The following is a 22,887-nucleotide window of genomic DNA, read 5'->3' as shown; positions in this document are numbered from 1 at the left end:
TTTCAGCATTAAAATTTTAGATTTATGGACTTTTGGAAACGATTGCGCTTTTATCTGATTGGGGTTTCAATCGGAGTTGTATTGGTAATTATTTTGTTTGGCCCACGCTCCATGCAGTGTTCGTATTTCCCGAACTCAAGAGCATTGGAAGAAGCTAAAATCTATCCGATGTCCTATTCTGAAAACGCACAGCAAACAATTCAAAATGAACACCTTGATAGTGTTTTCATTTATAATGAATTGTTTAAAAAGAGTAAAATAACCAATTTCGGGACCGATGAAGTGAGGGAAACGCCTTGCCGGACGTATCGTGCTCAATACCGCGAGGAAAGAAATTTCGATTTTGTTTATCAGATTTGTAAAAAACAAACCATTCTGACGGAACTTCAGAAACTGGATAAAGTAGAAGAAGAAAAATAATTTCAAAAAGAAATCCTGACAAGAAAACTTATCAGGATTTTTTATTATTGTTGTTTAATCAAACAAACTTTTCGATTTCGGCCGATAAATTAGCAGTGATTTCAGCGATTTCGCCCACACCGTTTACTTCTGCATATTTCCCTTGGGCTTTATAATGTTCGGCAACCTCGTCGGTTTTTTTGTAGTATTCCACAATTCGTTCTCGAATGACCTCTTCGTTGGCATCATCTGCGCGACCGCTTTCTTTTCCTCTTTCCAAAAGCCTGCCCACCAAAACTTCATCATCTACTTTCAAGGAAAGACAGATCTTTACTTCTTGACCTAGGTCTTCTTTCAGAATTACGTCCAGTGATTCGGCTTGTGCAGTAGTTCTTGGGTAACCGTCAAAAATAAATCCTGAATAGCCGGTATGTTTTTTCAGTTCATCACGAAGCATATTTGTCGTCACTTCGTCCGGAACCAAATGCCCCTGATCCATATAAGACTGAGCCAATTTACCTAATTCAGTTTGGTTTTTCAAGTTGAAACGAAACATATCGCCGGTGGACAATTGTTTCAGATTAAATTTTTCTTCCAAAAATTTTGCCTGTGTCCCTTTTCCGCTTCCCGGAGGGCCAAATAATACTATGTTGATCATTTTTATTGTTTAATTTGATAAATATCGGGCAGGTTTCTTCCAAGTCCGTCATAGTCAAGTCCGTATCCTACCACAAATTTATCGGGTATAGTAAGTGCAACCAAATCAATGGTTAAATCTTTTTTATAAGCTTCCGGTTTGTACAGAAGCGTTGCTATTTTTATGCTTTTCGCATTCTTTTTACTCAAAATTTTATGAAGCGCTTCCAGAGTATTTCCGGTATCGATGATGTCTTCCAGGATGATGATGTGACGATCGGTCAGATCCATCGGGATATCCATATGTAATTTCACTTCTCCACTCGAAGTAGTTCCTTCATAAGAAGCCATTTTCAAAAATGAAATTTCACATTGCCCTGGATATTGTTTCAGGAAATCACTCATGAACATAACCACACCATTCAATACACCAATAAATACGGGAACATCGTCTTTGTGTTGTGCATAAATTGTGTTGGCCATACGTTTGATCGCATGCTCAATTTCTTCAAATGTAATATAGGGTATAAATACCTTGTCGTGAATTTTAATTTCTTCCATAAGGCTCAATGAGTTGCCAAAACTACATAAATTTTTAGAATCTGTCAATTCGATGATTCAAAAAATAACATCCCTTTACCATAATATCCCGAAACGTTGAGATTGAGAATTTAAATTAGATTCAGTTTGAATTAGCAAACATTAAAAAAGTCATAAATTATCCTATGGTAAAGGTTTAAATTTGTTAACAAAGCAATTCGAAATGAGAGATCAGTTTTACAATTACATTCAAAACCTTCAGAAAACCATTACCGACGAACTTGAACGCGTCGATGGAAAAGCAAAATTCAAAAAAGATGAATGGCAGCGCGATGGCGGCGGTGGCGGACTTACCATGGTCATGGATGAAGGCAATGTTTTTGAAAAAGGCGGTGTGAATATTTCACGCGTTTATGGAGACCTTCCCGAGTCTTTGCAAAAAGCTCTGAATGTTTCATCGGGTAAGTTTTTTGCCTGTGGATTGAGTATGGTAATTCATCCAAAAAGCCCGAAAGTTCCAACCACGCATGCCAATTGGCGTTATTTTGAAATGTATGACGAAGCCGGAAATGTGGTGGACCATTGGTTTGGTGGCGGTCAGGATTTGACGCCCTATTTTTTGGACGAAGAAGATGCGGTACATTGGCATACGGTCTGCAAAAAAGTTTGCGATGCACATCACCCGGATTTTTATGCCAAATATAAAAAGGAATGTGATGATTATTTCTGGAATTCACATCGTGGGGAAGCAAGAGGACTCGGCGGATTGTTTTTTGATTACCTGAAACCAACCGAAGAATTTGATGTGAATTTTTGGTATGATTTCGTGACGGCAGTGGGTGATTCCTTTTTGGAAGCCTATATACCGATTGTGGAAAAACACAAAAATGAAGCTTATACTGAAGCCGATCGTGAATGGCAGGAAATTCGTCGCGGTCGTTATGTGGAATTTAATTTGATTCATGACCGCGGAACTTTGTTTGGATTGAAAACCAATGGAAGAATTGAGTCCATTCTGATGAGTTTACCGAAACACGTTCAGTGGCATTACAACCATCAACCCGAACCAGGATCTGAACAAGAAAAACTGGTAAAAGTGCTGATGAATCCGAGGGAGTGGGTTTAATCTGGGTTTAAGGTTTGACGTTTAATATTTAAAGTTTTTGGAAAACAAACTCCAAAATCTGCGCATACAGTGACTGTTGCACATTAAACTTTGAACTTGAAATTTTAAACCTGAAACACTTAAAGAACGGCTTCCCTAATCCGAACCAATTTTCGAAGTAAATCTTCCAATAAATCCAATTGCAGCATATTGGCTCCATCGCTTTTGGCGTTTTTCGGGTCGGGATGCGTTTCGATGAAAATTCCGTTGGCTCCTACTGCGATTCCGGCTTTGGCAATGGTTTCGATTAGTTCCGGTTTCCCTCCGGTTACACCACTCGCCTGATTGGGTTGTTGCAAGGAATGTGTAATGTCCAAAATCACCGGCGCATAGTTCTGCATCACGGGAATTCCCCGATAATCCACCACCAAATCGCCATAGCCCAACATGGTTCCACGCTCAATAATTGCCACATTTTGATTGCCTGAATCGGTTACTTTTTCCACCGGAAACTTCATGCTTTCAGGTGAAAGGAATTGTCCTTTTTTCAACGTGACATGTTTTCCGGTTTTCGCAGCTGCCACGACCAAATCGGTTTGACGCACCAAAAATGCCGGAATTTGAAGCACATCGACATATTCAGCAGCCATTTCCGCATGAAAAGGTTCATGAATATCGGTCGTGGTCGGAACGTCAAACTCCTCTCCTATTTGTCGGATGATTTTTAGCGCTTTTTCGTCGCCGATTCCGGTAAAAGAATCAATTCGCGAGCGATTCGCTTTTTTAAACGAACCTTTGAAAATATAGGGAATATTGAGTTCATCGGTAATTTTGATGACTTTTTCCACGATTCTGCGTGGTGTTTCTTCATTTTCGATGGCACAAGGCCCCGCGATTAAAAAGAAATTCGGCGAATCTTTGTGTTTGATTTTTGATAAGTTCTGAATCATTTGGTAAAGTTACGAAAAAGATGAATGTTTATTGAGCAGAAGGAAGTTCCAAAACTTCTTCTTTTCTATAAATAATGGAATCTAATAGTCCTATAAATTTTGATAAATTGATATACTTTTCATTTTTTTGATAATATTCAGAATGAATTAATTCCACAAACAGTTGTTTCTCATCAAAGCGAATGAAATATCCCTCACCTGAGATATTTACATTCGGAATCAAGCTAATGTCTGAAGGTTCAATAGAATTAACTCTATATTTTGATATTTTTTTCTCAATTAACTCTAATTCTTCTTTTGAAAGAAAAAGATTAATTGTTTTTGCTGAATCAGCGTAATTTCGCTTAAATTGATACGTTTCAAAATTAAAGACATCGCCACCTTTTTGAAATTCTTTTATTTTCAAATTACGATCACAAGAAAATAGGAAAAAGACAAAACTTAAGAATACAATTTGTTTCATATTTCAAGATTATATCAAAAATACAATAATTTCGCAGTCAGTTTATGTTTAAAAGTCACCAAAATAAAATCACCTATTTCAAACCTGAACAAATTCAGGGCATTTCCTTGCCTGAAAAATTCACCTTTCCATTTTATTATGAACCGCATCCGCTGACGGAATTGGCGGCGAAAGATTTGCAAGATTATTTGGAAAATGAATTCAATGGAAATCATAATTTCGGTTTGGACAAAACAAAAGAAGGTCTGATCATCGGAAAAATGTTTGGTGTTTTGGTGGTTCAGGATCGGAAAGGCAAACTCGGCTTTTTATCGGCTTTCTCAGGGAAACTTGCAGGTTCCAACGAACATGAAAAATTCGTTCCACCGGTTTTTGATATGCTCAAAGAAAGCAGTTTTTTCTTGCAACAAGAAGAAATTCTGAATGAAATGAACCGGAAAATTGAAATCCTGGAAAAGAATCCTGAATTTCTCCGGCTGAAATTGGATTTGGAAAAATATGCTCAAGAATCTACCGAAGAAATTTCCGCATTTAAAAATGGAATGAAAGAAAACAAAGCCAACCGTAAAAAAATTCGCGAAGCAATGGATTCTTCCGTTTCCGAAGCAGAATTAATTAAGGAAAGCAATCTCGATCAGTTTAAATTTCGGATGTTGAAAGAAAGCTGGAAACAGGTTTTGGATGAATTCCAATTAAAAATCACTTCTTTTGAATCTCAAATTGAAAAGCTAAAAAAGGAAAGACGTGCAAAATCTTCCGCCCTTCAAAATCAATTATTTGAGCAATATTCCTTCCTGAATCAATCGGGAAAAACCAAAAGTTTAGGAGCCATTTTTGCCGAAACGGTTTTTGAGAAACCTCCTGCCGGAGCGGGCGAGTGCGCGACTCCGAAATTATTGCAATACGCCTTTTTGCATGATTTGAAACCCTTGGCTTTTGCCGAATTCTGGTGGGGCGCTTCACCTAAATCGGAAGTCCGAAAACACGGAAATTTTTATCCGGCTTGCAGTGGAAAATGCCGTCCCATCCTCAGGCATATGCTCGAAGGAATGGAAATCGATGAGAATCCGCTTTTGAAAAACTTAGCCGCAGAAAAACAAATCGAAATTCTCTTTGAAGACGAATTTTTACTCATCGTCAACAAGCCGGCGGAACTGCTTTCGGTTCCCGGAATTGAAATTCAGGATTCGGTTTATACGAGATTACAGGAGATGTTGCATCCGATAGAACCATTGATCATTCATCGGCTCGATATGTCCACTTCCGGACTTTTGGTGGTTGCCAAAACCAAAAAAGCGCATAAAATCATTCAAAATCAATTTCTGAAAAGAACCGTCAAAAAACGATACACCGCTTTGCTGGATGGAATTTTGATGGAAAAGGAAGGCGAAATCCATCTTCCGTTGCGGGCAGACATCACCGACCGCCCACGACAAATGGTTTGTTTTGAAAACGGAAAAAAGGCGGTTACAAAATGGAAAAAAATAGAAACGAAAGACGGAAAAACCAAAGTTCATTTCTGGCCATTGACCGGTCGAACGCATCAATTACGGATGCATGCTGCACATAAGTTGGGGCTGAATTCGCCTATTTTAGGGGACGATTTGTATGGAAATTCTGCGGAGCGACTTTTTTTACATGCTGCCGAACTGGAATTTACACATCCTGAAACAAAAGAAATCTTGAAATTTGAAGTGAAAGAAGGTTTTTAAATAGTCGAAATTTGAAGTGCGAAGCTCGAAATTCGCACAACAAAACTATGCAACCCATCAAACTATCTTCTTACGGCAGACTATTGTGATTTCAATTTATCTCCCGCAGATAACGCAGATGTTCGCGGATTTTTTAACCATTAAGAAATTAAGAGAATTAAGTTCCAAACTCGAAAAAACATATATACTTTAAAGCAAGTCTTAATTCTAAAGCTCGAAATTCGAAGTTCGAAAGACGAAATTCGGAAGCTAAAAATTCCCTACTTTTGCTCAAATTTTGACTTTATGAATCCCGATATATTTGAATGGATTGGCTATGCAGCCTCAGTTTTTATTGTTTCATCCTTTCTTGTCAACAACATCAAATCCATCCGCATCATCAATATGATCGGTTGTTTGTGTTTTGTGGCTTACGGAACTTACTTCGAATTCTGGCCGGTTGTAATTCCCAACGCCATTTTGGTTTTTATCCAATTGTATTTCTTAATTTTCAAGGACAATAGAGTTAAGAGTTAAGAGTTATGGGTTAAGAGTAAATTTCTTAACACTCAACTCAAAACGCAAAACACGTATGAAAAAGCCTAAAATCATTACTTCGGTTATCAATAATTATCAGGGCGATCAGCGGGTGCAGAAAGTCTGTAATTCGTTGCTGAAGTTTGGTTTTGAGGTGGAAGTGGTCGCCACTGATTTACGTGAAAAACCCAAATTGAATTTCCCCTATCCGGTTCATATTCTGCATCTTTCCCGACAAAGTGGCATAAAAATGTATCTGTATTTCAACTGGAAATTGTTTCATAAACTATTGAAAATCACAAAAAAAGAAGATATTTTATTAGCCAATGATCTCGACGCACTTTTGCCGAATTATTTGGTTCATAAAATCAAAGGAAGCCAATTGGTTTTTGACAGCCATGAAATCTTTTCGGAAGCTCCGACTTTGTACAATCGACCGTTTCGGAAAAAAATATGGAAAACATTGGAAAAACTCATCGTTCCGAAAATCCAATATTTTTATACGGTGAGTCATGGTTATGCGGACTGGTTTGAAAAAGAATATCAAATCCGGCCGGAAATCATCATGAATGTTCCGGTTGTCCAATCGGTTTCCGACGAAAAATTAAAGGTTCAACTACCTGAAATACAAGTTGGTGAGAAAATTTTGATTTATCAGGGTGTGCTCAATTTCAGCCGTGGAATCGACAAAATGATTGAGGCCATGCAATTTGTGGAAAATGCGCAATTCTGGATTTTGGGATTTGGACCCAAAAAAGCAGAATTTGAAGCTTTGACTTCCCGATTAAATTTGAATGATAAAGTAAAATTCATCGGGCAAGTTTCGCCTTCACAATTAAAGCTCATCACACCAAAAGCCGATTTGGGATTGAGTTTGGAGGAAGATTACGGCATCAGTTACCGCTACGCTTTGCCCAACAAAATTTTTGATTATACGCATGCCGGCATACCGATTTTGGGCACGAATTTACCCGAAATTAAAAATACAATTGAAAATTACGGCATCGGAAAAATCATTCAAAATCATGAACCTCAGCATATTGCCGAGTTGATTCAAGAAATGTTAGAAGAAGGAAAATCGCCTTATGCCGAGAATCTGAAAAAGGCGGCAGAAGTTTTAAATTGGGAAAATGAGGAAAAGAAATTAGAGAAAATTTATTCGGTTTTTAAAGTGCAGATATAACCCAATTTGTACAATTGAAACTGAAATAGCGAAGGATTTTCCGAATGTAAATTTCGCAGTAAAGTTTTTTCCAATTTTTGAAACAAGAAGCCAATCGTTTTTTTCAAACCGAGCCTTTTCATCTTTTTATAAGTTCGGATGATTTTCAGGTTTTCTGCCATTTCAGGTTGATTGTTCATCATCCAAAAAGCATTTCGGACGGCTTTTTTATGCTTCTCAACAAATTTGGAATTGGTTTCTAAACCGAGGTGAATGCAAGGATTATCAATGATTTTCACCCGTGCTTTGGCTGCTTTTAATTTCAATCCGAAATGGGTATCGACGTATCCATAATTTTCCGGCAAACCACCAAAAGGGTTCTGAAGAAAGATTTCTTTTCGCACTAAAAAATTATTGCCCCGAATTTCGAGATAAGGATCTTTTCCGGGAATTTGTTCTTCGGTTTTTTTTCCGTGCAGCCATTTCAGACGATATTCAACTGAAACTTCATTTTCATAGAGAATTCCACCACTCATGATGTCGAAATCGTTTTCTTTGATTTGTTCCAAATATAATCGGATGAAATCATCCTGCGCCGGGATCATATCGGCATCCAAAAACAGCAACCATTTAAATTTTGCAGTTCTTGCGAGGATGTTTCGGGCTTCGGCATTTCCGACGTTTTCTTTTAATTCAATTAATTGAAAATAAGGAAGATGTATAGCGGAATTAGCATTCTTAGAATTCAAATCGGTAGAAAAATCGTCCACGGCCATGATTTCAAATTCGATATTTGCGGCAACACATTGTTGGTGAAGCGCATTGACCAAATTGCCTATATCCCAATTATAAACCGGAATTAAAACGGACAACATTTAACCTAAAAATAAAGATTCGGACTCTGCCACATGGACTTTTCCATCTTCGCATTTAAAGGTTTTGGCAGGGAATTTCTGAATGATGTTATAGTCGTGCGTCGCCATCAGGACGGCCACATTTTTTTCTTTGGAAAGATTGAGAATCAAATTCATGATTTCAACCGATGTTTCGGGATCAAGATTCCCGGTCGGCTCGTCTGCCAGAATCAATTCCGGATGGTTCAAAAGGGCACGTGCGATGGAAATCCTTTGTTGTTCACCACCTGAAAGACGGAACGGCATCATTTTCTTTTTGGAAATCATCCCTACGCTTTCCAACACTTCGTCTATGCGGTCGTTGATCAGGGTTTTGTCTTTCCAACCCGTTGCTTTCAATACGAAAGAAAGGTTTTTCTCAACATTTCTGTCCAATAAAAGTTGGAAATCCTGGAAAACGATTCCGAGATGTCTTCGAAGCACCGGAATTTTACTGGTTTTCATTCCATTGAGTTCAATGTCCACTACTTTTCCGTAACCTTCGTTCAGCGGTAAATCACCATAAAGAACTTTGAGCAGACTTGATTTTCCGCTTCCGGTTTTCCCGATCAGATAAGCAAATTCTCCATCATTTAACTCAAAATCAACATTGCTCAGCACCAAATAATTTCTTTGGTATATAAATGCTCTTTCTAACTGGATTACCTTATTTGACATATTTCTATTTTTTGAAAACAAATATAAAAAAAAGCCCGAAAGAAACTTCCGGGCTTGGTCTTTTTAATATAATATTAGCGATTATCGTTTAGCTCTTACTTCGCTAACCGTCAATTGCTTTCTGCCCCTTTTTCTACGAGCTGCCAATACTTTACGTCCGTTTTTGGTAGCCATTCTCTCACGGAATCCGTGTTTATTTCTTTTTCTTCTGTTGCTGGGTTGAAATGTTCTTTTCATTTTTCTAAAGCTTTTCTACATTTTCTCAAATGGTGTGCAAATATATGGCAATTTTTCAAATACAAAAAAGATATTTCAAAAATTTATTTTTTCTTCAAAATAAATCCGGCTGGAGCCGGATTAGATTAGGTCAAAAAATGGTTTAAAGTTAAGGTGGGAGGTACTAATTGAGCATTTTTTTATCTAAATGCTGATTAAATACTTAGGTCTTAATAGTGAACACAAATTTATCTTTTCGGCTTTGATTAGAAAATACCTAATCATAGGTATTTTCTTTGATTTAATTTTATTAATTTGCACTGCCTGATTTCCTGACCTCTCTATTTTAATGTTTCTATGGAAAAAATTGAAAAATTAGTTGAAATATGGAAGAATATTCCTGCCATTGACACCCAGCCAATTGATTTGTCCCAAAAGGAAATTATCCAACAGTATATGGATATTTTTCATGTAGGAGATTGTTTTTATCTCATTTTCAATACACAGACGGCAGAAATGGAATATGTGGATCCTAAAATCATTTCTATTTTGGGATATAATCCTGAAGAATTTAACCTGCAATTGGTGATGGACAGCGTCCATGAAGAGGATATTCCTTATTATTTTCATTATGAAAAAAGCGCCATCCGGTTTTTCACCAATCTGGATCCTTCCGTTATTTTGAAATATAAATTCTCTTATGATTACCGCATCAAAACCAAAGACGGCGAATACAAAAGAGTGTTACAACAAGTCGTTCCGATTTATTATTTCCCGGAAGGCGGTGCCAGAACCATCGGGATTTTTACCGATATTTCGCATCTGAATGTCCAGGGAATTCCCAAATTATCTTTTATAGGCATGAAAGGTGAACCGTCTTATTACAATATGCACTTGCAAGAAGAATTCAGGATGACGAAAAACCTCTTTACCAATCGGGAAAATCAGATTTTAAATGAAGTCCTCAAAGGGGTAAGCAGTAAAGAAATCTCCGAGAAATTGCACATCAGTTTATTGACGGTTCAAACCCACCGCAAAAACATCTTGAAAAAATCGGGTTGCGCCAGTTTAACCGAATTGCTTACGAAATCAGTCAGGGAAGGTTGGGTTTAAATTCTGAATTTTATTCAAAACAAATCCCCACAAATAGGTATTTTGCAATACAGTTTAGGTGAAATTCCTTCATTGTTTTATATTTGAACGACCAAGAAAATCGGAGTGAAAAAAACATTGGTTTTTCTGATATTCACCTGTCTGCTCTGCGGACAAATTTTCGCTTCCGATACGCTTCGTCTCGCAGGCCCGGGCAATGACTGGCTTCCGGAATATCTTTCTGAATTTAAAGACTGTTCCAAAGAGGAAACAGCTTCTTCCCTACTCCGTAAATTCAAAAAAAATCAATTTTCAAAAGTTGAAAAAGGTAAAGTTTCAAACGTCATCAACCGTGGCCTAACCCACTGTGTTCACTGGTTTGCCTTAGTTGTAAAAAATGAGTCTGACCGACCCCAAGATTATCTCTGGAATTTTTACAATGAAGGAATTAATTTCACGCTTTACGAAGCCGATTTGGATACTGAAAAAATCCTGAACGAAGAAAGTTTATCACATCATATTTCTAGAGTTAATCGCTCGGTCCCACTTCGTTCCATTTCATTTAAAGTGTCCATGATGCCTGGCGAGACAAAAACTTTATTGGTCAAAACAGAACCTATTGGTCGTAAAAATCTATATTTCCCGACCGACATCAGCACCGAAGCAGATATTCTTTGGTGGGAGTTGGATTTTTCCTTTTTACTGGGGCGTTATTACGGGTTTTTCTTTTTTGCAGCCATTTTCAATTTCTGTCTGTTTATCATTCTCAGAAAAAGGTTTTTCGGCGATATGTTAGGATATGTACTTAGTTTATTGGCTTTCACAATGGTCGAGTACTTGCATGATCTTTATTTGATTCCGGAATCAGTTTATCCGTATTGGGCAAAAATCCCACGAGTGTTTTTCCTCGGATTGGCTTTGTATTTTAATATCAGGATTTTCCAGGATTTTGTTCAATTAAAAAAATACCTACCGAAGTTTGATAAATACCTACGAATCATCGGCAATACTTCTCTCGTGATTGCTTTCCTCTTTCTTCTGATACATTTTTTCAATCTTTTATCTGTTAATTTACTTCAACTTACAAAAGTTTATTACAATATATTTCTTCTTGTGCAGCTCGTTGTTTTTCTGATTGGAATTATCGTTGCCATAAAGAAAAAAATTGCTTATGTATGGCATTATCTGGGCGGAAACAGTCTTATTTTCATTTCGGTGATTCTTTATATCCTCAACAATACATTTGAAGTTATACATCATCGACAATTCATCAACCCCGGAAATCTGATTTTTGCTTTTGCCTTTGAAGTAGTGTACCTGATGATTGTTTTTGCGCTCAAGTATAAAAATGATTTCGACCAATTTACCCTTCATCTTAAAAAGGCCGAAAAGGAACGAATTCTGCTTACTTCTGAACTGATTTCCACACAGGAAAAAGAAAGAATGCGCGTAGCACAGGACATTCACGATGGAATTGGCGGCTCTCTTCAAGCATTCCGGATGTTGTTAGGACAGGAGAAACTTCAAAATGAAGAAAAACTCAACACTATTTTAAAAACCATTAATTCCGATTTCAAACATCTGATTCATCAGCTTTCACCTAAAAATCTGAAAACACTCGGACTTTTCCCTACAATCGAGGATGAAACTTCAAGATTTGGTGATTCACCTTCAGTAGAATTAAACCTCATCGGCGACGAATCTTTATTGCCATGGGAAATGAAAATAAATGTTTATCGGATCTATCAGGAATTAACCACAAACGCCCTAAAACACGCAGAAAACCTAAACGCATTGAGTATTTCCATAGCCATTGACCTGGAAGAAATCAGACTAATGGTGGAAGATAACGGCAAACAAAAAATTTCAATTGAAGAATTTGAAAAAACCGACGGATTCGGCATCAGCAACATCCGTACCCGCGTTGCTTACTACAATGGATGCATGCACATAGACAATACCACACAAGGCACTTCCATAATTATAAACTTACCACTTAAAACCAAAACTTATGATTAAAATTATTTCCATCGACGACCATCGGTTGTTTTTTGAAGGACTAAAAGCAATTATGGAAAAAGAGGAAGACCTCCTGCTTCTGAACGGTTTTGAAAAGAATATTAAAATCGAAGAAATCGCAGACCTACTACCCGATATCCTTTTACTCGACGTTCATCTGCCGGGAAAATCGGGAATTCAATTGGCGAAAGAATTCAAATCAACACATCCCGAAATCAAAATCATTTTGCTTTCCATGGAAGTGGATTTCAGTTACATTCACGAACTGAACGAAATAGGTGTGGAAGCCTATGTTTCAAAAGAAATTGAAACAAGCCAGTTGCTGGAAACCATCAGAGAAGTTCACAACGGCAGCATTTTCTTTCCAATCAGCCCTACCCTGCCTACTACCAACGTACTCAGCGAAAGTTTCAATTTTACCGAAAGGGAAATCGAAATTTATGAATTTGTAAAGAAGGGATTTACTAATCCGCAAATTGCAGAAAAGCTTCATTTAAGCATCTGGACTGTGAAAACGCATCGTAAAAACATCAAACAAAAACTCAACATTAAAAATGGATTTAAAATTCCTGTAAATCCATTGGAAGAAGAGGACGATTGATTTTTAAATAGTTTTTAATTTTCCACAATACAAAATTTAAACTTTTCATTCTGACTTGATTTTTCTTCACAATTTGCATAGAAAATGTTGAAAACTCCCCATGATTATCATAGGCTGTACGGCTTAAAAATCGTATTTTAGCACGTTATTTTGACTCAAGGTTATTTAGAATGTTGAAATTTGAAAAATTACCATCCTAAACCTTGAATTTAAATAAGTTTTGAATTTTATTATTGAATACTAAATATAGTTTAAATGAATAATGACGGAGAAAAGTTAATCCCGATCAACATCGAGGATGAAATGAAATCTGCTTACATCGACTATTCGATGTCGGTGATTGTATCGCGTGCATTACCGGATGTTCGGGACGGAATGAAACCGGTACACAGAAGGGTTCTTTTTGGAATGTATGAACTGGGCGTGATGGCCAACCGAGGTTATAAAAAATCGGCCCGTATTGTAGGAGAAGTTTTAGGTAAATATCACCCACACGGGGATTCATCTGTATATGACACGATGGTGCGCATGGCGCAGCCATGGTCGCTTCGTTATATGATGGTGGACGGTCAGGGGAACTTCGGTTCTGTGGACGGTGACCCACCGGCGGCGATGCGATATACCGAAGCAAGACTTCAAAAGATTTCGGAAGAAATGCTATCGGACATCGACAAAGAAACCGTTGATTTTCAGTTCAACTTTGACGATACACTTCAGGAACCCAAAGTACTTCCTACCCGTATTCCAAACCTTTTGGTGAACGGAGCCGCAGGTATTGCGGTAGGTATGGCAACCAATATGGCACCACACAACCTGTCAGAAGTCATTGACGGAACCATCGCGTATATTGACAACCACGACGTCAGTATTGATGAATTAATTCAGATGATCAAAGCACCTGACTTCCCTACCGGAGGAATTATTTACGGATACAGTGGTGTAAAGGATGCTTTTGAAACGGGACGTGGTAGAATTGTAATGCGCGCCAAAACCAATTTCGAAGTGGTAAACGGACGCGACTGCATCATCGTTTCGGAAATCCCTTATCAGGTCAACAAAGCGGATATGATTGCCAAAACGGCCGATTTGGTAAAAGAAGGAAAACTGGAAGGTATTTCAGAAATCCGTGATGAGTCTGACCGTAAAGGAATGCGTATCGTTTACGTATTGAAAATGGATGCAGTTCCAAACATCGTTTTGAACCTATTGTTCAAACATACTGCACTTCAATCTTCTTTCAGCGTTAACAATATCGCATTGGTAAACGGAAGACCTGAACAATTAAACCTGAAACAATTAATCAGTCATTTCGTGGATCACCGTCATGATGTGGTGGTGAGAAGAACCGAATATGAATTAAGAAAAGCCGAAGAACGTGCTCACATCCTGGAAGGTTACATGAAAGTAATCGGAACTCAGGATGATTTGGACAGAGCCATTAAAATAATCCGTGAAAGTGCTACACCGGACGATGCAAGAGCCGGGTTGATGGAAGCTTTCGATTTATCGGAAATTCAGGCGAGAGCCATTCTGGAACTTCGTTTGAGAACGCTGACCGGACTTGAAATCGACAAGATCCGATCCGAATACGAAGAATTGATGAAAACCATCGATTATTTGAAAGAAGTATTGGCCAGCAAAGAACTTCGGATGAAAATCATCAAAGACGAATTAATCGAAATCAAAGAAAAATACGGTGACGAAAGACGTTCCGAAATCGATTATGCCGGAGGTGATATGAACATCGAAGATTTAATTCCGGACGAAGAAATGGTTTTGACGATTTCTCATTTGGGATACATCAAACGTACACCGCTTTCTGAATACCGCAAACAATCACGCGGAGGCGTTGGAAATCGTGGTGCTACCACCCGTGACGAGGATTTCCTTGAATACATGGTAGTGGCAACTAACCACCAGTACATGCTTTTCTTTACCGAAAAGGGAAAATGTTTCTGGATGCGTGTATTTGAAATTCCGGAAGGCTCCAAAACTTCAAAAGGTAGAGCTATTCAGAATTTAATCAACATCGACCCGGACGACAAAGTACGTGCTTACATCCGCACCCATGATTTGATGGACGAAGAATACGTAAACAATAACTACGTAATCATGGTTACCAAAAAAGGAATTGTTAAGAAAACTTCTTTGGAAGCTTATTCCCGTCCGCGTGTAAACGGAATCAATGCGATTACCATTCGCGAAGGCGACCAATTATTGGAAGCAAAACTGACCGATGGTAAAAGCGAAATTATGATTGCTTCTTTGAGTGGTAAAGCAATTCGATTTGAGGATGAAAAAGTTCGTCCGATGGGAAGAACGGCTTCGGGAGTTCGCGGTATCAACTTAGGTTCAGAAGACAACGAAGTAATCGGAATGATTGTCATCCGTGACAAGGAAAACGAGACCGTTTTGGTCGTTTCTGAAAAAGGATACGGAAAACGAAGTTCAATTGAAGATTATCGTATCACCAACCGTGGCGGAAAGGGAGTTACCACTTTAAATGTGACTGAGAAAACAGGTAAATTAATTGCGATTCAATCCGTTACAGACAATGATGATTTGATGATTATCAACAAATCAGGTGTTGCCATTCGTACCGGAGTGAAAGAAATGCGCGTGATGGGACGTGCCACTCAGGGAGTTCGATTGATTAATTTGAAAAAGAATGACGAAATCGCTGCTGTAGCCAAAGTTGCGATGGAAGAAGAAGTAGAAATGGACGAGATAGATGACGAAAATCAGCTGTTAAATGATGTTAACAACGAAACAAATGGTTCGGATGTTGATAATAGTCCGGACGAAAATCTTAATTTAGATTCAGAAACTGACGAATAAGTTTAAATAATCGCCGGATTCGGATTGAATCCGGCGATTTTTATCTCATTCCTTAAAAATTAAAATACAAAAAGATGAAAAAAGTAGTTTTATCACTCGCAACATTGGTCCTGTCTTTTGTTGTATTTGCGCAGGAAAAAGAAATTGATGCAGCCTTCACGGCGGTTGAGTCCAACAATATTGCCGGCGCAAAAACGGAACTGGCAAAAGTTGCTTCTCAAATCAACACAAATACCATCAGCCCGGAATCCAAAGCAAAATATTATTATGCCGCAGGTCAGGTTGCGCTGAAAGAAGGAAATTCAATTGAAGCGGCCAAAATGTTTGGCGAAGTCGGAAAATATGAAAACGGAACCATGTATTCCGTCAGAAATAAAACTTCCAAGCAAAACGAATATTTTGCGACAAAAGCTGAAGCAGATGCCGCTGCAGCAAATGATAATTATGCAAAACCTAAAGAAGAAAAACTGACGCCAAATCTTTTATTGAAGGTTCAGGATCAGTTAAGAACCCAGGCTGAATCGGTTTTACAGCAAGCCAACACCGCTTATCAGGGCAATAACTCCAACCTTGCTGGTGACAAATTTCTTGAAGCTTCCTATTTGGTAAAGGCCATCGGAGGTGATGCCGGACTATTCAAATACAACGCTGCATTGAGTTATCACAAAGCCGAAAACTTTCAGAAAGCTTTTGATACTTATAAAGAATTGATAAACGAAGGATATACCGGCGTTTCAACTTCATGGGTTGCCAAAAACAAAGAAACAGGTGAAGATGTTTCCTTCAATTCAAAAAATGATGCCGATATGCAGGCAAAACTTGGACTTGTAACCGGCGTTAAAGAAGTAAAAACTCCATCGGTTGAAAAAGATTTATATACTTATACACTACGTGTTTTGAGTGGATTGAAAAAATATGACGATGTAGTTCAAAAAATTTCTGATAAATTCCCCAATGATAATGAAATTCAAACATTGGTAGGGAATGTTTTACATAATTCAGGAAATGAAGATAAATTTCTTCAAAAGTTGATTGAAAACACGAAAATTGATCCGAATAACGCCAATAATTTTTACAACATTGGTGTCATCCAGATGAATTCAGGAAAGGATGCTGAAGCCATTCAGAATTTTGAAAAAGCTGTTCAGTTAGATCCAAAAATGAAGAATGCTTATACTAACCTTGCATTGGTAAAAATCAAGCCTGAAAAGGAATATGTTGATATTATGAATGCAAATCTTGGAAATTCCGCAAAAGAGAAGAAAACCTATCAGGAATATTCACAGAAAAGAAAAGACCTTTACAAAGAAGTTATTCCTAATTTAGAAAAAGCTTTTGAGTTAGATAAAACCAATTACGATGCAGCCAAAACATTGCGTCAAGCTTATCAGGCGGCCGAAATGTTTGACAAAGAAGACGAAATGCGCGCCATAGAAAAGTCTTTGGAAAAATAATATTATCAAATTATAAATCTAAACCCGTTAAGTTCTCTTTAGCGGGTTTTTTATTTTTTCCGAATTAGGAAATAACCTAATTTTGAACGCAAATTGAAGTTGATGAAACCGCATTCCTATACAGATCAAGAATACTTAGATTTCTATAAAAAATTACTCCTTCCCCGAATGATTGAAGAGCGAATGCTCATCGGCCTGCGCCAGGGAAAAATTTCCAAATGGTTTTCCTCCTGGGGTCAGGAAGGAATTTCTGTGGGAACTGCTTTGGCGATGAACCCGGACGAATATATGCTGACGATGCACCGGAATCTCGGGGTTTTTACAGCGCGTGAAATTCCTTTGCGCCGACTCTTTGCTCAATTTCAGGGAAAAGCAGAAGGATTTACAAAAGGTCGTGACCGTTCTTTCCATTTCGGAACGAACGAATACAAAATCGTAGGAATGATTTCGCATCTCGGCTCCCAAATGGGCGTTGCTGATGGAATTGCGCTGGCCAATAAACTCCAAAAAAATAAAGAAGCCGTTTTGGTTTTTACCGGCGACGGTGGTGCAAGTCAAGGCGATTTTCACGAAGCAGTGAATGTGGCTGCCGTTTGGCAATTGCCGGTGATTATCATTGTGGAAAATAACCAATGGGGACTTTCCACTCCTTCTTCTGAACAGTTTCGGATGAAATCTTTTGCTGACAAAGGAATCGGCTATGGAATTGATGCGGTTTCCATCGATGGAAACAACTTTTTGGAAGTCTATGAAACAGTAAAACATTGGGCGGAAGAAATCCGTGAAAACCCACGTCCTGTTTTGATTGAATGTATGACTTTCCGTATGCGCGGACACGAAGAAGCATCGGGAACGGCTTATTATCCGGAAGGATTGATCAAATCCTGGGAAGACAAAGACCCGATTTTACAATTTGAAAATTTATTGAAAGAAAAAGGAATTCTGACTGATGAATCCATTCAAAGTTTACGAACGGAATTAAGTGAATTTGTTTTAAGCGAACTGGAATTCGCCGATAATTTACCGAAGATCATTCCCGATAAAGAAACCGAATTAAAGGATGTCTTTGCTCCTTTCCCAAATGAAGAAATTCTTCCCAAAAAAATAGAAACACAGCGTGAATTAAGGTTCATCGATGCGATTTCCGAAGGTTTGCACGAAGCCATGAAACAATATCCGGAATTAATTCTGATGGGACAGGACATCGCCCAATACGGTGGTGCTTTTAAAGTTACCGAAGGTTTTCTGGACAATTACGGTGCAGACCGCGTGAGAAATACGCCGCTTTGCGAAGCTGCAATTTTGGGTGCCGGTTTAGGTTTGTCCATCCGCGGACAAAAATCCATGGTGGAAATGCAGTTTTCCGATTTCGTCACGGAAGGATTCAACCAAATCGTCAATAATCTCGCAAAAGCCAATTATCGTTGGAACCAAAATGCCGATGTGGTTGTACGAATGCCGACGGGCGGCGGAGTAGCTGCCGGGCCCTATCATTCCCAATCCACAGAAGCATGGTTTACAAAAGTTCCGGGATTGAAAGTCGTTTATCCGGCTACACCCGAAGACGCCAAAGGTTTATTGTTGCAATCCTTTGCTGACCCTAATCCTGTTATGTTTTTCGAGCATAAAAAATTGTACAGAAGTTTGAAAAGCATGGTTTCGGAAGGATTTTACACCGTTCCTTTCGGGAAGGCGAGAATTCACAGAAAAGGAGAAGATTTGAGTATCATCACTTATGGAATGGGCGTTCACCTGGCTTTGGAAACTTTGAAAAAACACCCTGAAATCGATGCGGAAGTCATTGATTTACGGACTTTGATTCCCTGGGACAAGGAAACGGTTTTGGATTCTGTCCGAAAAACCGGAAAAGCAATTGTTTTGCATGAAGATACTTTGATCAACGGATTTGGTGGCGAAATTTCGGCGGTAATTTCAGAAGAAATTTTTGAAGAATTGGATGCTCCGGTATTCCGTGTGGGAAGTATGAATACGCCGGTTCCTTTTGATGCGGAACTGGAAAAGCAATTTATGCCTGATGCGGAGTTTGAAGAGAAATTATTGAAACTTTGGAAATATTGATGAACCCTAACAGGGTTTGAAAGCTTTTAGAGTTGTAAATATTTGATGGAATGGTTTTTGTGAAAAATTCCGCTAAATCATTCATCATGAAAATCTACAATTATTTATCGTTGGGACTTGCATTTGCTTTTTTGGTAAGCTGTAATCCCAAAAATTCGACGGCTCAAACCCAGCCAGAGGAAACGGAAAATCTTCCACCGGTAGAAACCAGAGCGGCCAATACCGATTACAAATCTGCTTTTGAAGGGCAAACCCGTGTGGCTGGTATGAAAACTACAACTGAATATCAAGTGGACAAAGTTGCGACGGATTTGAAGCGTCCTTGGGCCGTGGTTCCTTTTTCTGATGGGCGTTTGCTGATTACGGAAAAATCGGGGCATATGCTGATTTATAGTGCAGAAGGAGAAAAAATTAAAACCATCGAAGGTTTTCCTGAAGTGGACGATCGCGGACAAGGTGGACTTCTGGATGTAGTTTTTGATCCGGATTTCAATACCAATCAAATGATTTATTGGTCATTTTCTGAAAAACAAGCTGATGGTAAAAATCTGATGGCAGTGGCCAAAGGAAAACTGAACGAAGCAGCCGGAAAAGTTGAAAACGTAACTGTTATATTTCGTGCGACACCTGCCTTGGACAGTGATAAACATTATGGTTCGAGAATGATTTTTGACAAAGACGGGCATTTGTTTGTGAGTACGGGCGAGCGTTCGATTATCGAAGGTCGCGTTCAGGCTCAGGATTTGAAATCGGGGCTTGGAAAAATATTTAAAATTACCAAAGAAGGAAAACCTGCACCGGGAAATCCTTTCTTAAACAATCCTGATGCGATGCCTGAAATTTATGCGTATGGAATTCGAAATGCTCAAGGTATGGATTTGCATCCTGAAACCGGTGAACTTTGGGAAACAGAAATGGGGCCACGTGGTGGTGACGAGTTGAATCTCATCAAAGCGGGGAAAGATTATGGTTGGCCGACGATTACGTATGGAATTGAATACGGCGGACAAGAAATCGGGACGCCACCTATGCAGCAAAAAGAAGGTATGGAACAACCGGTTTACTATTGGGATCCCGTTTTATCGCCAAGTGGTATGGCTTTCTACAAAGGCGATGCGATTCCGGAATGGAAAAATAATTTATTCATTGGTGGTCTAAGCAGCCAACACATCGCGCGAATTGTAATTGAAAATAATAAAGTAGTCGGAGAAGAACGTTTATTGGTCGATGAAAAACAAAGATTCCGCGATATTGCCTACGTAGATGGGAAACTATTTGCCGTTACCGATCAAGGAAATCTTTATCGAATCAAAGCAAAATAATTCAAATGAAATAAAAACAAAAAAGTTCATCTTTCACCGGATGAACTTTTTTTAAGCTCTATTAAATTATTATTCTCCAATTTCTTCCGCTAATTTTATTTCTTTCAAAACTTTTCTTTTTTTAATGTGTAGCGCTATGAAGCTTAACACAAATCCGATGATGGAAATAATTGTTAAATTCAGAATATACGGATAAGTCAAATCAAAACTTCCTTTTTCAATAATAAGGATTCGAAAAGCCGGTAAAAAATGGGTTAAAGGAATGATTTGAGCGATGACTTGAACAAATTCCGGCATCTGACTCAAAGGCCAAGTAAATCCAGAAATCATAAAACTTGGGGTTGCAACAACCATCAAAACCTCGGTTGCTTTTAATTGATTGGGAATCAAAATACTCACCAAAATTCCTATAAAACTCACGGCCAAAACAAAAATCCCTGCCACGAGCGTAAGATTACCTAAGTTTTCAAAAAACGGAATTCTAAACCAGAAGGTAAATCCCCAATACATCAACCAAACCAGAAAGCTCATGATTAAATAAGGGATTAATTTGACCATAATCAAAGAAAAAGTCGATCGCGTTTTTAAAACCAACTCTTTAAAACTTCCCGATTCAAATTCGGACGCAAACGATAAAGCCAAACCCAATAATAATACTTGTTGTAAAACAGTGGCTAAAACACCCGGCCATAAAAAGTACATATAATTGGTCGCACGGTTATTTTTCTTAACAAAAGTTGTTTTGAAAGGTTCGTATTGGCTCATCACCAAATTTTCGGGAACTCCTTGTTTACGTAAAGTTTCAATTTGCACACCTGCCTTTAAAGTCCCCAAAACCAATTGCAAAGCCCCCGACGCATAATTTGCGGTCAAAACATTAGAAGTATTGACTATGGTTGTAATTTCCGGATATTGTTTGGTCAAAATATCTTTTTCAAATCCTTTGGGAATCAACACCACACAAGCTGCAGAATTTTCAATCATCAATCGGTTTAAATTCGCTGTATTAAATTGCAATGATGCGATACTTAAAACTTCGTTATCTTGCATCATTTCAATTGCTTTAGCGCTCATTTCTGAACGGTCTTCGTCCACCACAATAATGGGTAAATCGGTTACTTTTCCTTTGGAATACACATAACCAATTAAGATTCCGTACAATAAAGGAGCTCCAAAGAACAATAAACGCAAGACTTTATTGCCCCAGAAAAGTTTAAACTCCCGCATTAATAATTCAAAGAAAACCTTCATTCTTATTTTTTTAAGGTTACGGTAGTTTTGGACAAAATTTCATCAGCCTCCGATTGATTCACCGGGCGAACCGTCATTTCATACAAAGGATCTTGAGCATCATAATCCGGATAGGCCGTTGCAATGTTGGCATAGGCTCCTATGGGTTTGATGTTTTTGATTTCTCCTTTGATATCTTTATTCAAATAAGGAATATGAATATCGATTTGGCCACCTTTGGGGTAATTTTTCAATTCAGTTTCCGGAACTGTGAAGCGGAAAAAAGTTGTCTCTTTTAAAGTTCCTTTGAACAAGGTATATCCGGGCATGGCCAATTCACCCAATTTTAAGGTAATCAAATCGACCTGCATATCTTGTGGAGCAGTAATATAGCGTTCTTTTTCGGCCACTCGCACTTCTTCCAAAGCACCCAATGCACGATCTTGTTGACCTTGAGCCATGATTTGTTGTTCGATTCGTGCGCCATTTTTCACATCGGCTATTTCTGCATCAACTGCTACAAGTTGCGCATGAGCACCTTGGTATTTGGCATAAACTTCATCGTATTGCTGTTGTGGAATCAAGGAATCTTTTACCATCACGCTCAAACGATCCAATGATTTTTTAGCATAATTATATTGTTCCATTAACCCAGCTCTTTTCGCATTCAATTGTTGCAATTGGTTTCTGGTAGCACCATTCACCGACATATCATATTGAGCTTCTGCCGATTTTACGGCACCTTGAGCCTGGGCTTTTTTGGCATCTACTTCGGGAATATTCAAAATAGCCAACGTATCGCCTTTTTGTACAAAATCGCCTTCTTGAACCAAAATCTGGTCGATACGACCCGCAATTTTGCCCACAACTGCAATTTCCTCCCTTTCCACTTTTCCTTGAATTAGTTGATCCATTTTAGCTTCTTTTTTACAAGCTGTCAAACTCAATAAAACTCCGGTTACAAAAACTATTTTTTTCATGA

At 38.4% G+C, this 22,887-nt stretch carries 21 protein-coding genes; 12 read left to right on the top strand and 9 right to left on the bottom strand.

From position 1 onward, the window contains the following. Positions 1-24: 24 nt before the first annotated feature. A complete protein-coding gene (locus WBF63_RS04380) occupies positions 25-420 on the top strand; it encodes a hypothetical protein (RefSeq protein ID WP_424368485.1) in 396 nt (131 codons plus the stop codon). Between the two features lie 58 nt (positions 421-478). Here the strand turns inward: WBF63_RS04380 and WBF63_RS04375 are convergent, their stop codons facing one another. Together WBF63_RS04375 and hpt are read right to left on the bottom strand one after the other, a co-directional pair. Then, positions 479-1,057 carry an adenylate kinase gene (locus WBF63_RS04375; protein WP_424368484.1) on the bottom strand — a complete coding sequence of 193 codons (579 nt, stop codon included), beginning with the start codon at positions 1,055-1,057 and terminating at the stop codon, positions 479-481. Positions 1,058-1,059: 2 nt separating this feature from the next. Beyond that, a complete protein-coding gene (gene hpt / locus WBF63_RS04370; RefSeq protein ID WP_424368483.1) occupies positions 1,060-1,596 on the bottom strand; it encodes a hypoxanthine phosphoribosyltransferase in 537 nt (178 codons plus the stop codon). Between the two features lie 202 nt (positions 1,597-1,798). Here hpt and hemF point away from each other — a divergent pair, with 202 nt between their 5' ends. Next, entirely contained in the window at positions 1,799-2,701 is a 903-nt protein-coding gene (hemF, locus tag WBF63_RS04365) for an oxygen-dependent coproporphyrinogen oxidase (protein WP_424368482.1), read from the top strand. 119 nt (positions 2,702-2,820) lie between these two features. Here the strand turns inward: hemF and kdsA are convergent, their stop codons facing one another. Beyond that, on the bottom strand, positions 2,821-3,630 hold the full coding sequence (gene kdsA, locus WBF63_RS04360) for a 3-deoxy-8-phosphooctulonate synthase (RefSeq protein ID WP_424368481.1): 810 nt from the start codon (positions 3,628-3,630) through the stop codon (positions 2,821-2,823). 28 nt (positions 3,631-3,658) lie between these two features. Further along, complete coding sequence (locus tag WBF63_RS04355) at positions 3,659-4,093, bottom strand: hypothetical protein (protein ID WP_424368480.1); 435 nt, start codon at positions 4,091-4,093, stop codon at positions 3,659-3,661. A gap of 44 nt (positions 4,094-4,137) precedes the next feature. On the opposite strand from WBF63_RS04355, the gene WBF63_RS04350 reads away from it, so the two are divergent. The 3 genes from WBF63_RS04350 (at position 4,138) to WBF63_RS04340 (ending at position 7,504) form a co-directional block, all read left to right on the top strand. After that, on the top strand, positions 4,138-5,805 hold the full coding sequence (locus WBF63_RS04350; protein ID WP_424368479.1) for an RluA family pseudouridine synthase: 1,668 nt from the start codon (positions 4,138-4,140) through the stop codon (positions 5,803-5,805). A 285-nt stretch (positions 5,806-6,090) separates the two neighbouring features. Continuing rightward, positions 6,091-6,321: a uroporphyrinogen decarboxylase gene (locus tag WBF63_RS04345; RefSeq protein WP_424368478.1), complete on the top strand. Its 231-nt coding sequence runs from the start codon at positions 6,091-6,093 to the stop codon at positions 6,319-6,321. Between the two features lie 55 nt (positions 6,322-6,376). Then, positions 6,377-7,504 (top strand): glycosyltransferase, encoded by a 1,128-nt coding sequence (locus WBF63_RS04340; RefSeq protein WP_424368477.1) that lies wholly within the window; start codon positions 6,377-6,379, stop codon positions 7,502-7,504. On the opposite strand, the gene WBF63_RS04335 is transcribed toward WBF63_RS04340, so the two are convergent. From WBF63_RS04335 to rpmH, 3 genes are all read right to left on the bottom strand, one after another. After that, on the bottom strand, positions 7,477-8,358 hold the full coding sequence (locus WBF63_RS04335; RefSeq protein ID WP_424368476.1) for a glycosyltransferase family 2 protein: 882 nt from the start codon (positions 8,356-8,358) through the stop codon (positions 7,477-7,479). The genes WBF63_RS04340 and WBF63_RS04335 overlap by 28 nt on opposite strands. After that, entirely contained in the window at positions 8,359-9,054 is a 696-nt protein-coding gene (locus WBF63_RS04330; protein ID WP_424368475.1) for a cell division ATP-binding protein FtsE, read from the bottom strand. Between the two features lie 81 nt (positions 9,055-9,135). Next, the gene (rpmH, locus tag WBF63_RS04325; protein ID WP_084018001.1) at positions 9,136-9,291 is read right to left on the bottom strand and encodes a 50S ribosomal protein L34; all 156 of its coding nucleotides are present in this window, start codon (positions 9,289-9,291) and stop codon (positions 9,136-9,138) included. Between the two features lie 336 nt (positions 9,292-9,627). On the opposite strand from rpmH, the gene WBF63_RS04320 reads away from it, so the two are divergent. The 7 genes from WBF63_RS04320 (at position 9,628) to WBF63_RS04290 (ending at position 20,675) form a co-directional block, all read left to right on the top strand. Next, on the top strand, positions 9,628-10,383 hold the full coding sequence (locus WBF63_RS04320; RefSeq protein WP_424368474.1) for a LuxR C-terminal-related transcriptional regulator: 756 nt from the start codon (positions 9,628-9,630) through the stop codon (positions 10,381-10,383). A gap of 105 nt (positions 10,384-10,488) precedes the next feature. Further along, positions 10,489-12,381 carry a sensor histidine kinase gene (locus WBF63_RS04315; protein WP_424368473.1) on the top strand — a complete coding sequence of 631 codons (1,893 nt, stop codon included), beginning with the start codon at positions 10,489-10,491 and terminating at the stop codon, positions 12,379-12,381. Beyond that, positions 12,374-12,982: a response regulator gene (locus WBF63_RS04310; RefSeq protein ID WP_424368472.1), complete on the top strand. Its 609-nt coding sequence runs from the start codon at positions 12,374-12,376 to the stop codon at positions 12,980-12,982. The genes WBF63_RS04315 and WBF63_RS04310 overlap by 8 nt, the downstream gene beginning before the upstream one ends. A 255-nt stretch (positions 12,983-13,237) precedes the next feature. Further along, positions 13,238-15,820: a DNA gyrase subunit A gene (gyrA, locus tag WBF63_RS04305; protein WP_424368471.1), complete on the top strand. Its 2,583-nt coding sequence runs from the start codon at positions 13,238-13,240 to the stop codon at positions 15,818-15,820. 74 nt (positions 15,821-15,894) lie between these two features. Beyond that, positions 15,895-17,274 (top strand): tetratricopeptide repeat protein, encoded by a 1,380-nt coding sequence (locus WBF63_RS04300; protein WP_424368470.1) that lies wholly within the window; start codon positions 15,895-15,897, stop codon positions 17,272-17,274. Between the two features lie 102 nt (positions 17,275-17,376). Next, positions 17,377-19,353, top strand: a complete 1,977-nt coding sequence (locus WBF63_RS04295; protein WP_424368469.1) for an alpha-ketoacid dehydrogenase subunit alpha/beta — start codon at positions 17,377-17,379, stop codon at positions 19,351-19,353. Between the two features lie 86 nt (positions 19,354-19,439). Then, on the top strand, positions 19,440-20,675 hold the full coding sequence (locus WBF63_RS04290; RefSeq protein ID WP_424368468.1) for a PQQ-dependent sugar dehydrogenase: 1,236 nt from the start codon (positions 19,440-19,442) through the stop codon (positions 20,673-20,675). A gap of 69 nt (positions 20,676-20,744) precedes the next feature. Here WBF63_RS04290 and WBF63_RS04285 read toward each other — a convergent pair whose 3' ends face one another. Beyond that, positions 20,745-21,926: an ABC transporter permease gene (locus WBF63_RS04285; RefSeq protein ID WP_424368467.1), complete on the bottom strand. Its 1,182-nt coding sequence runs from the start codon at positions 21,924-21,926 to the stop codon at positions 20,745-20,747. 2 nt (positions 21,927-21,928) lie between these two features. Continuing rightward, a complete protein-coding gene (locus WBF63_RS04280; protein WP_424368466.1) occupies positions 21,929-22,885 on the bottom strand; it encodes an HlyD family secretion protein in 957 nt (318 codons plus the stop codon). Between the last annotated feature and the right edge of the window lie 2 nt (positions 22,886-22,887).

It is taken from the genome of Moheibacter sp., from assembly GCF_049672845.1.
Classification (GTDB): domain Bacteria; phylum Bacteroidota; class Bacteroidia; order Flavobacteriales; family Weeksellaceae; genus Moheibacter.
Note: the sequence above shows the minus strand (reverse complement) of the source record. Positions and strands in the feature narration are given on the sequence as shown.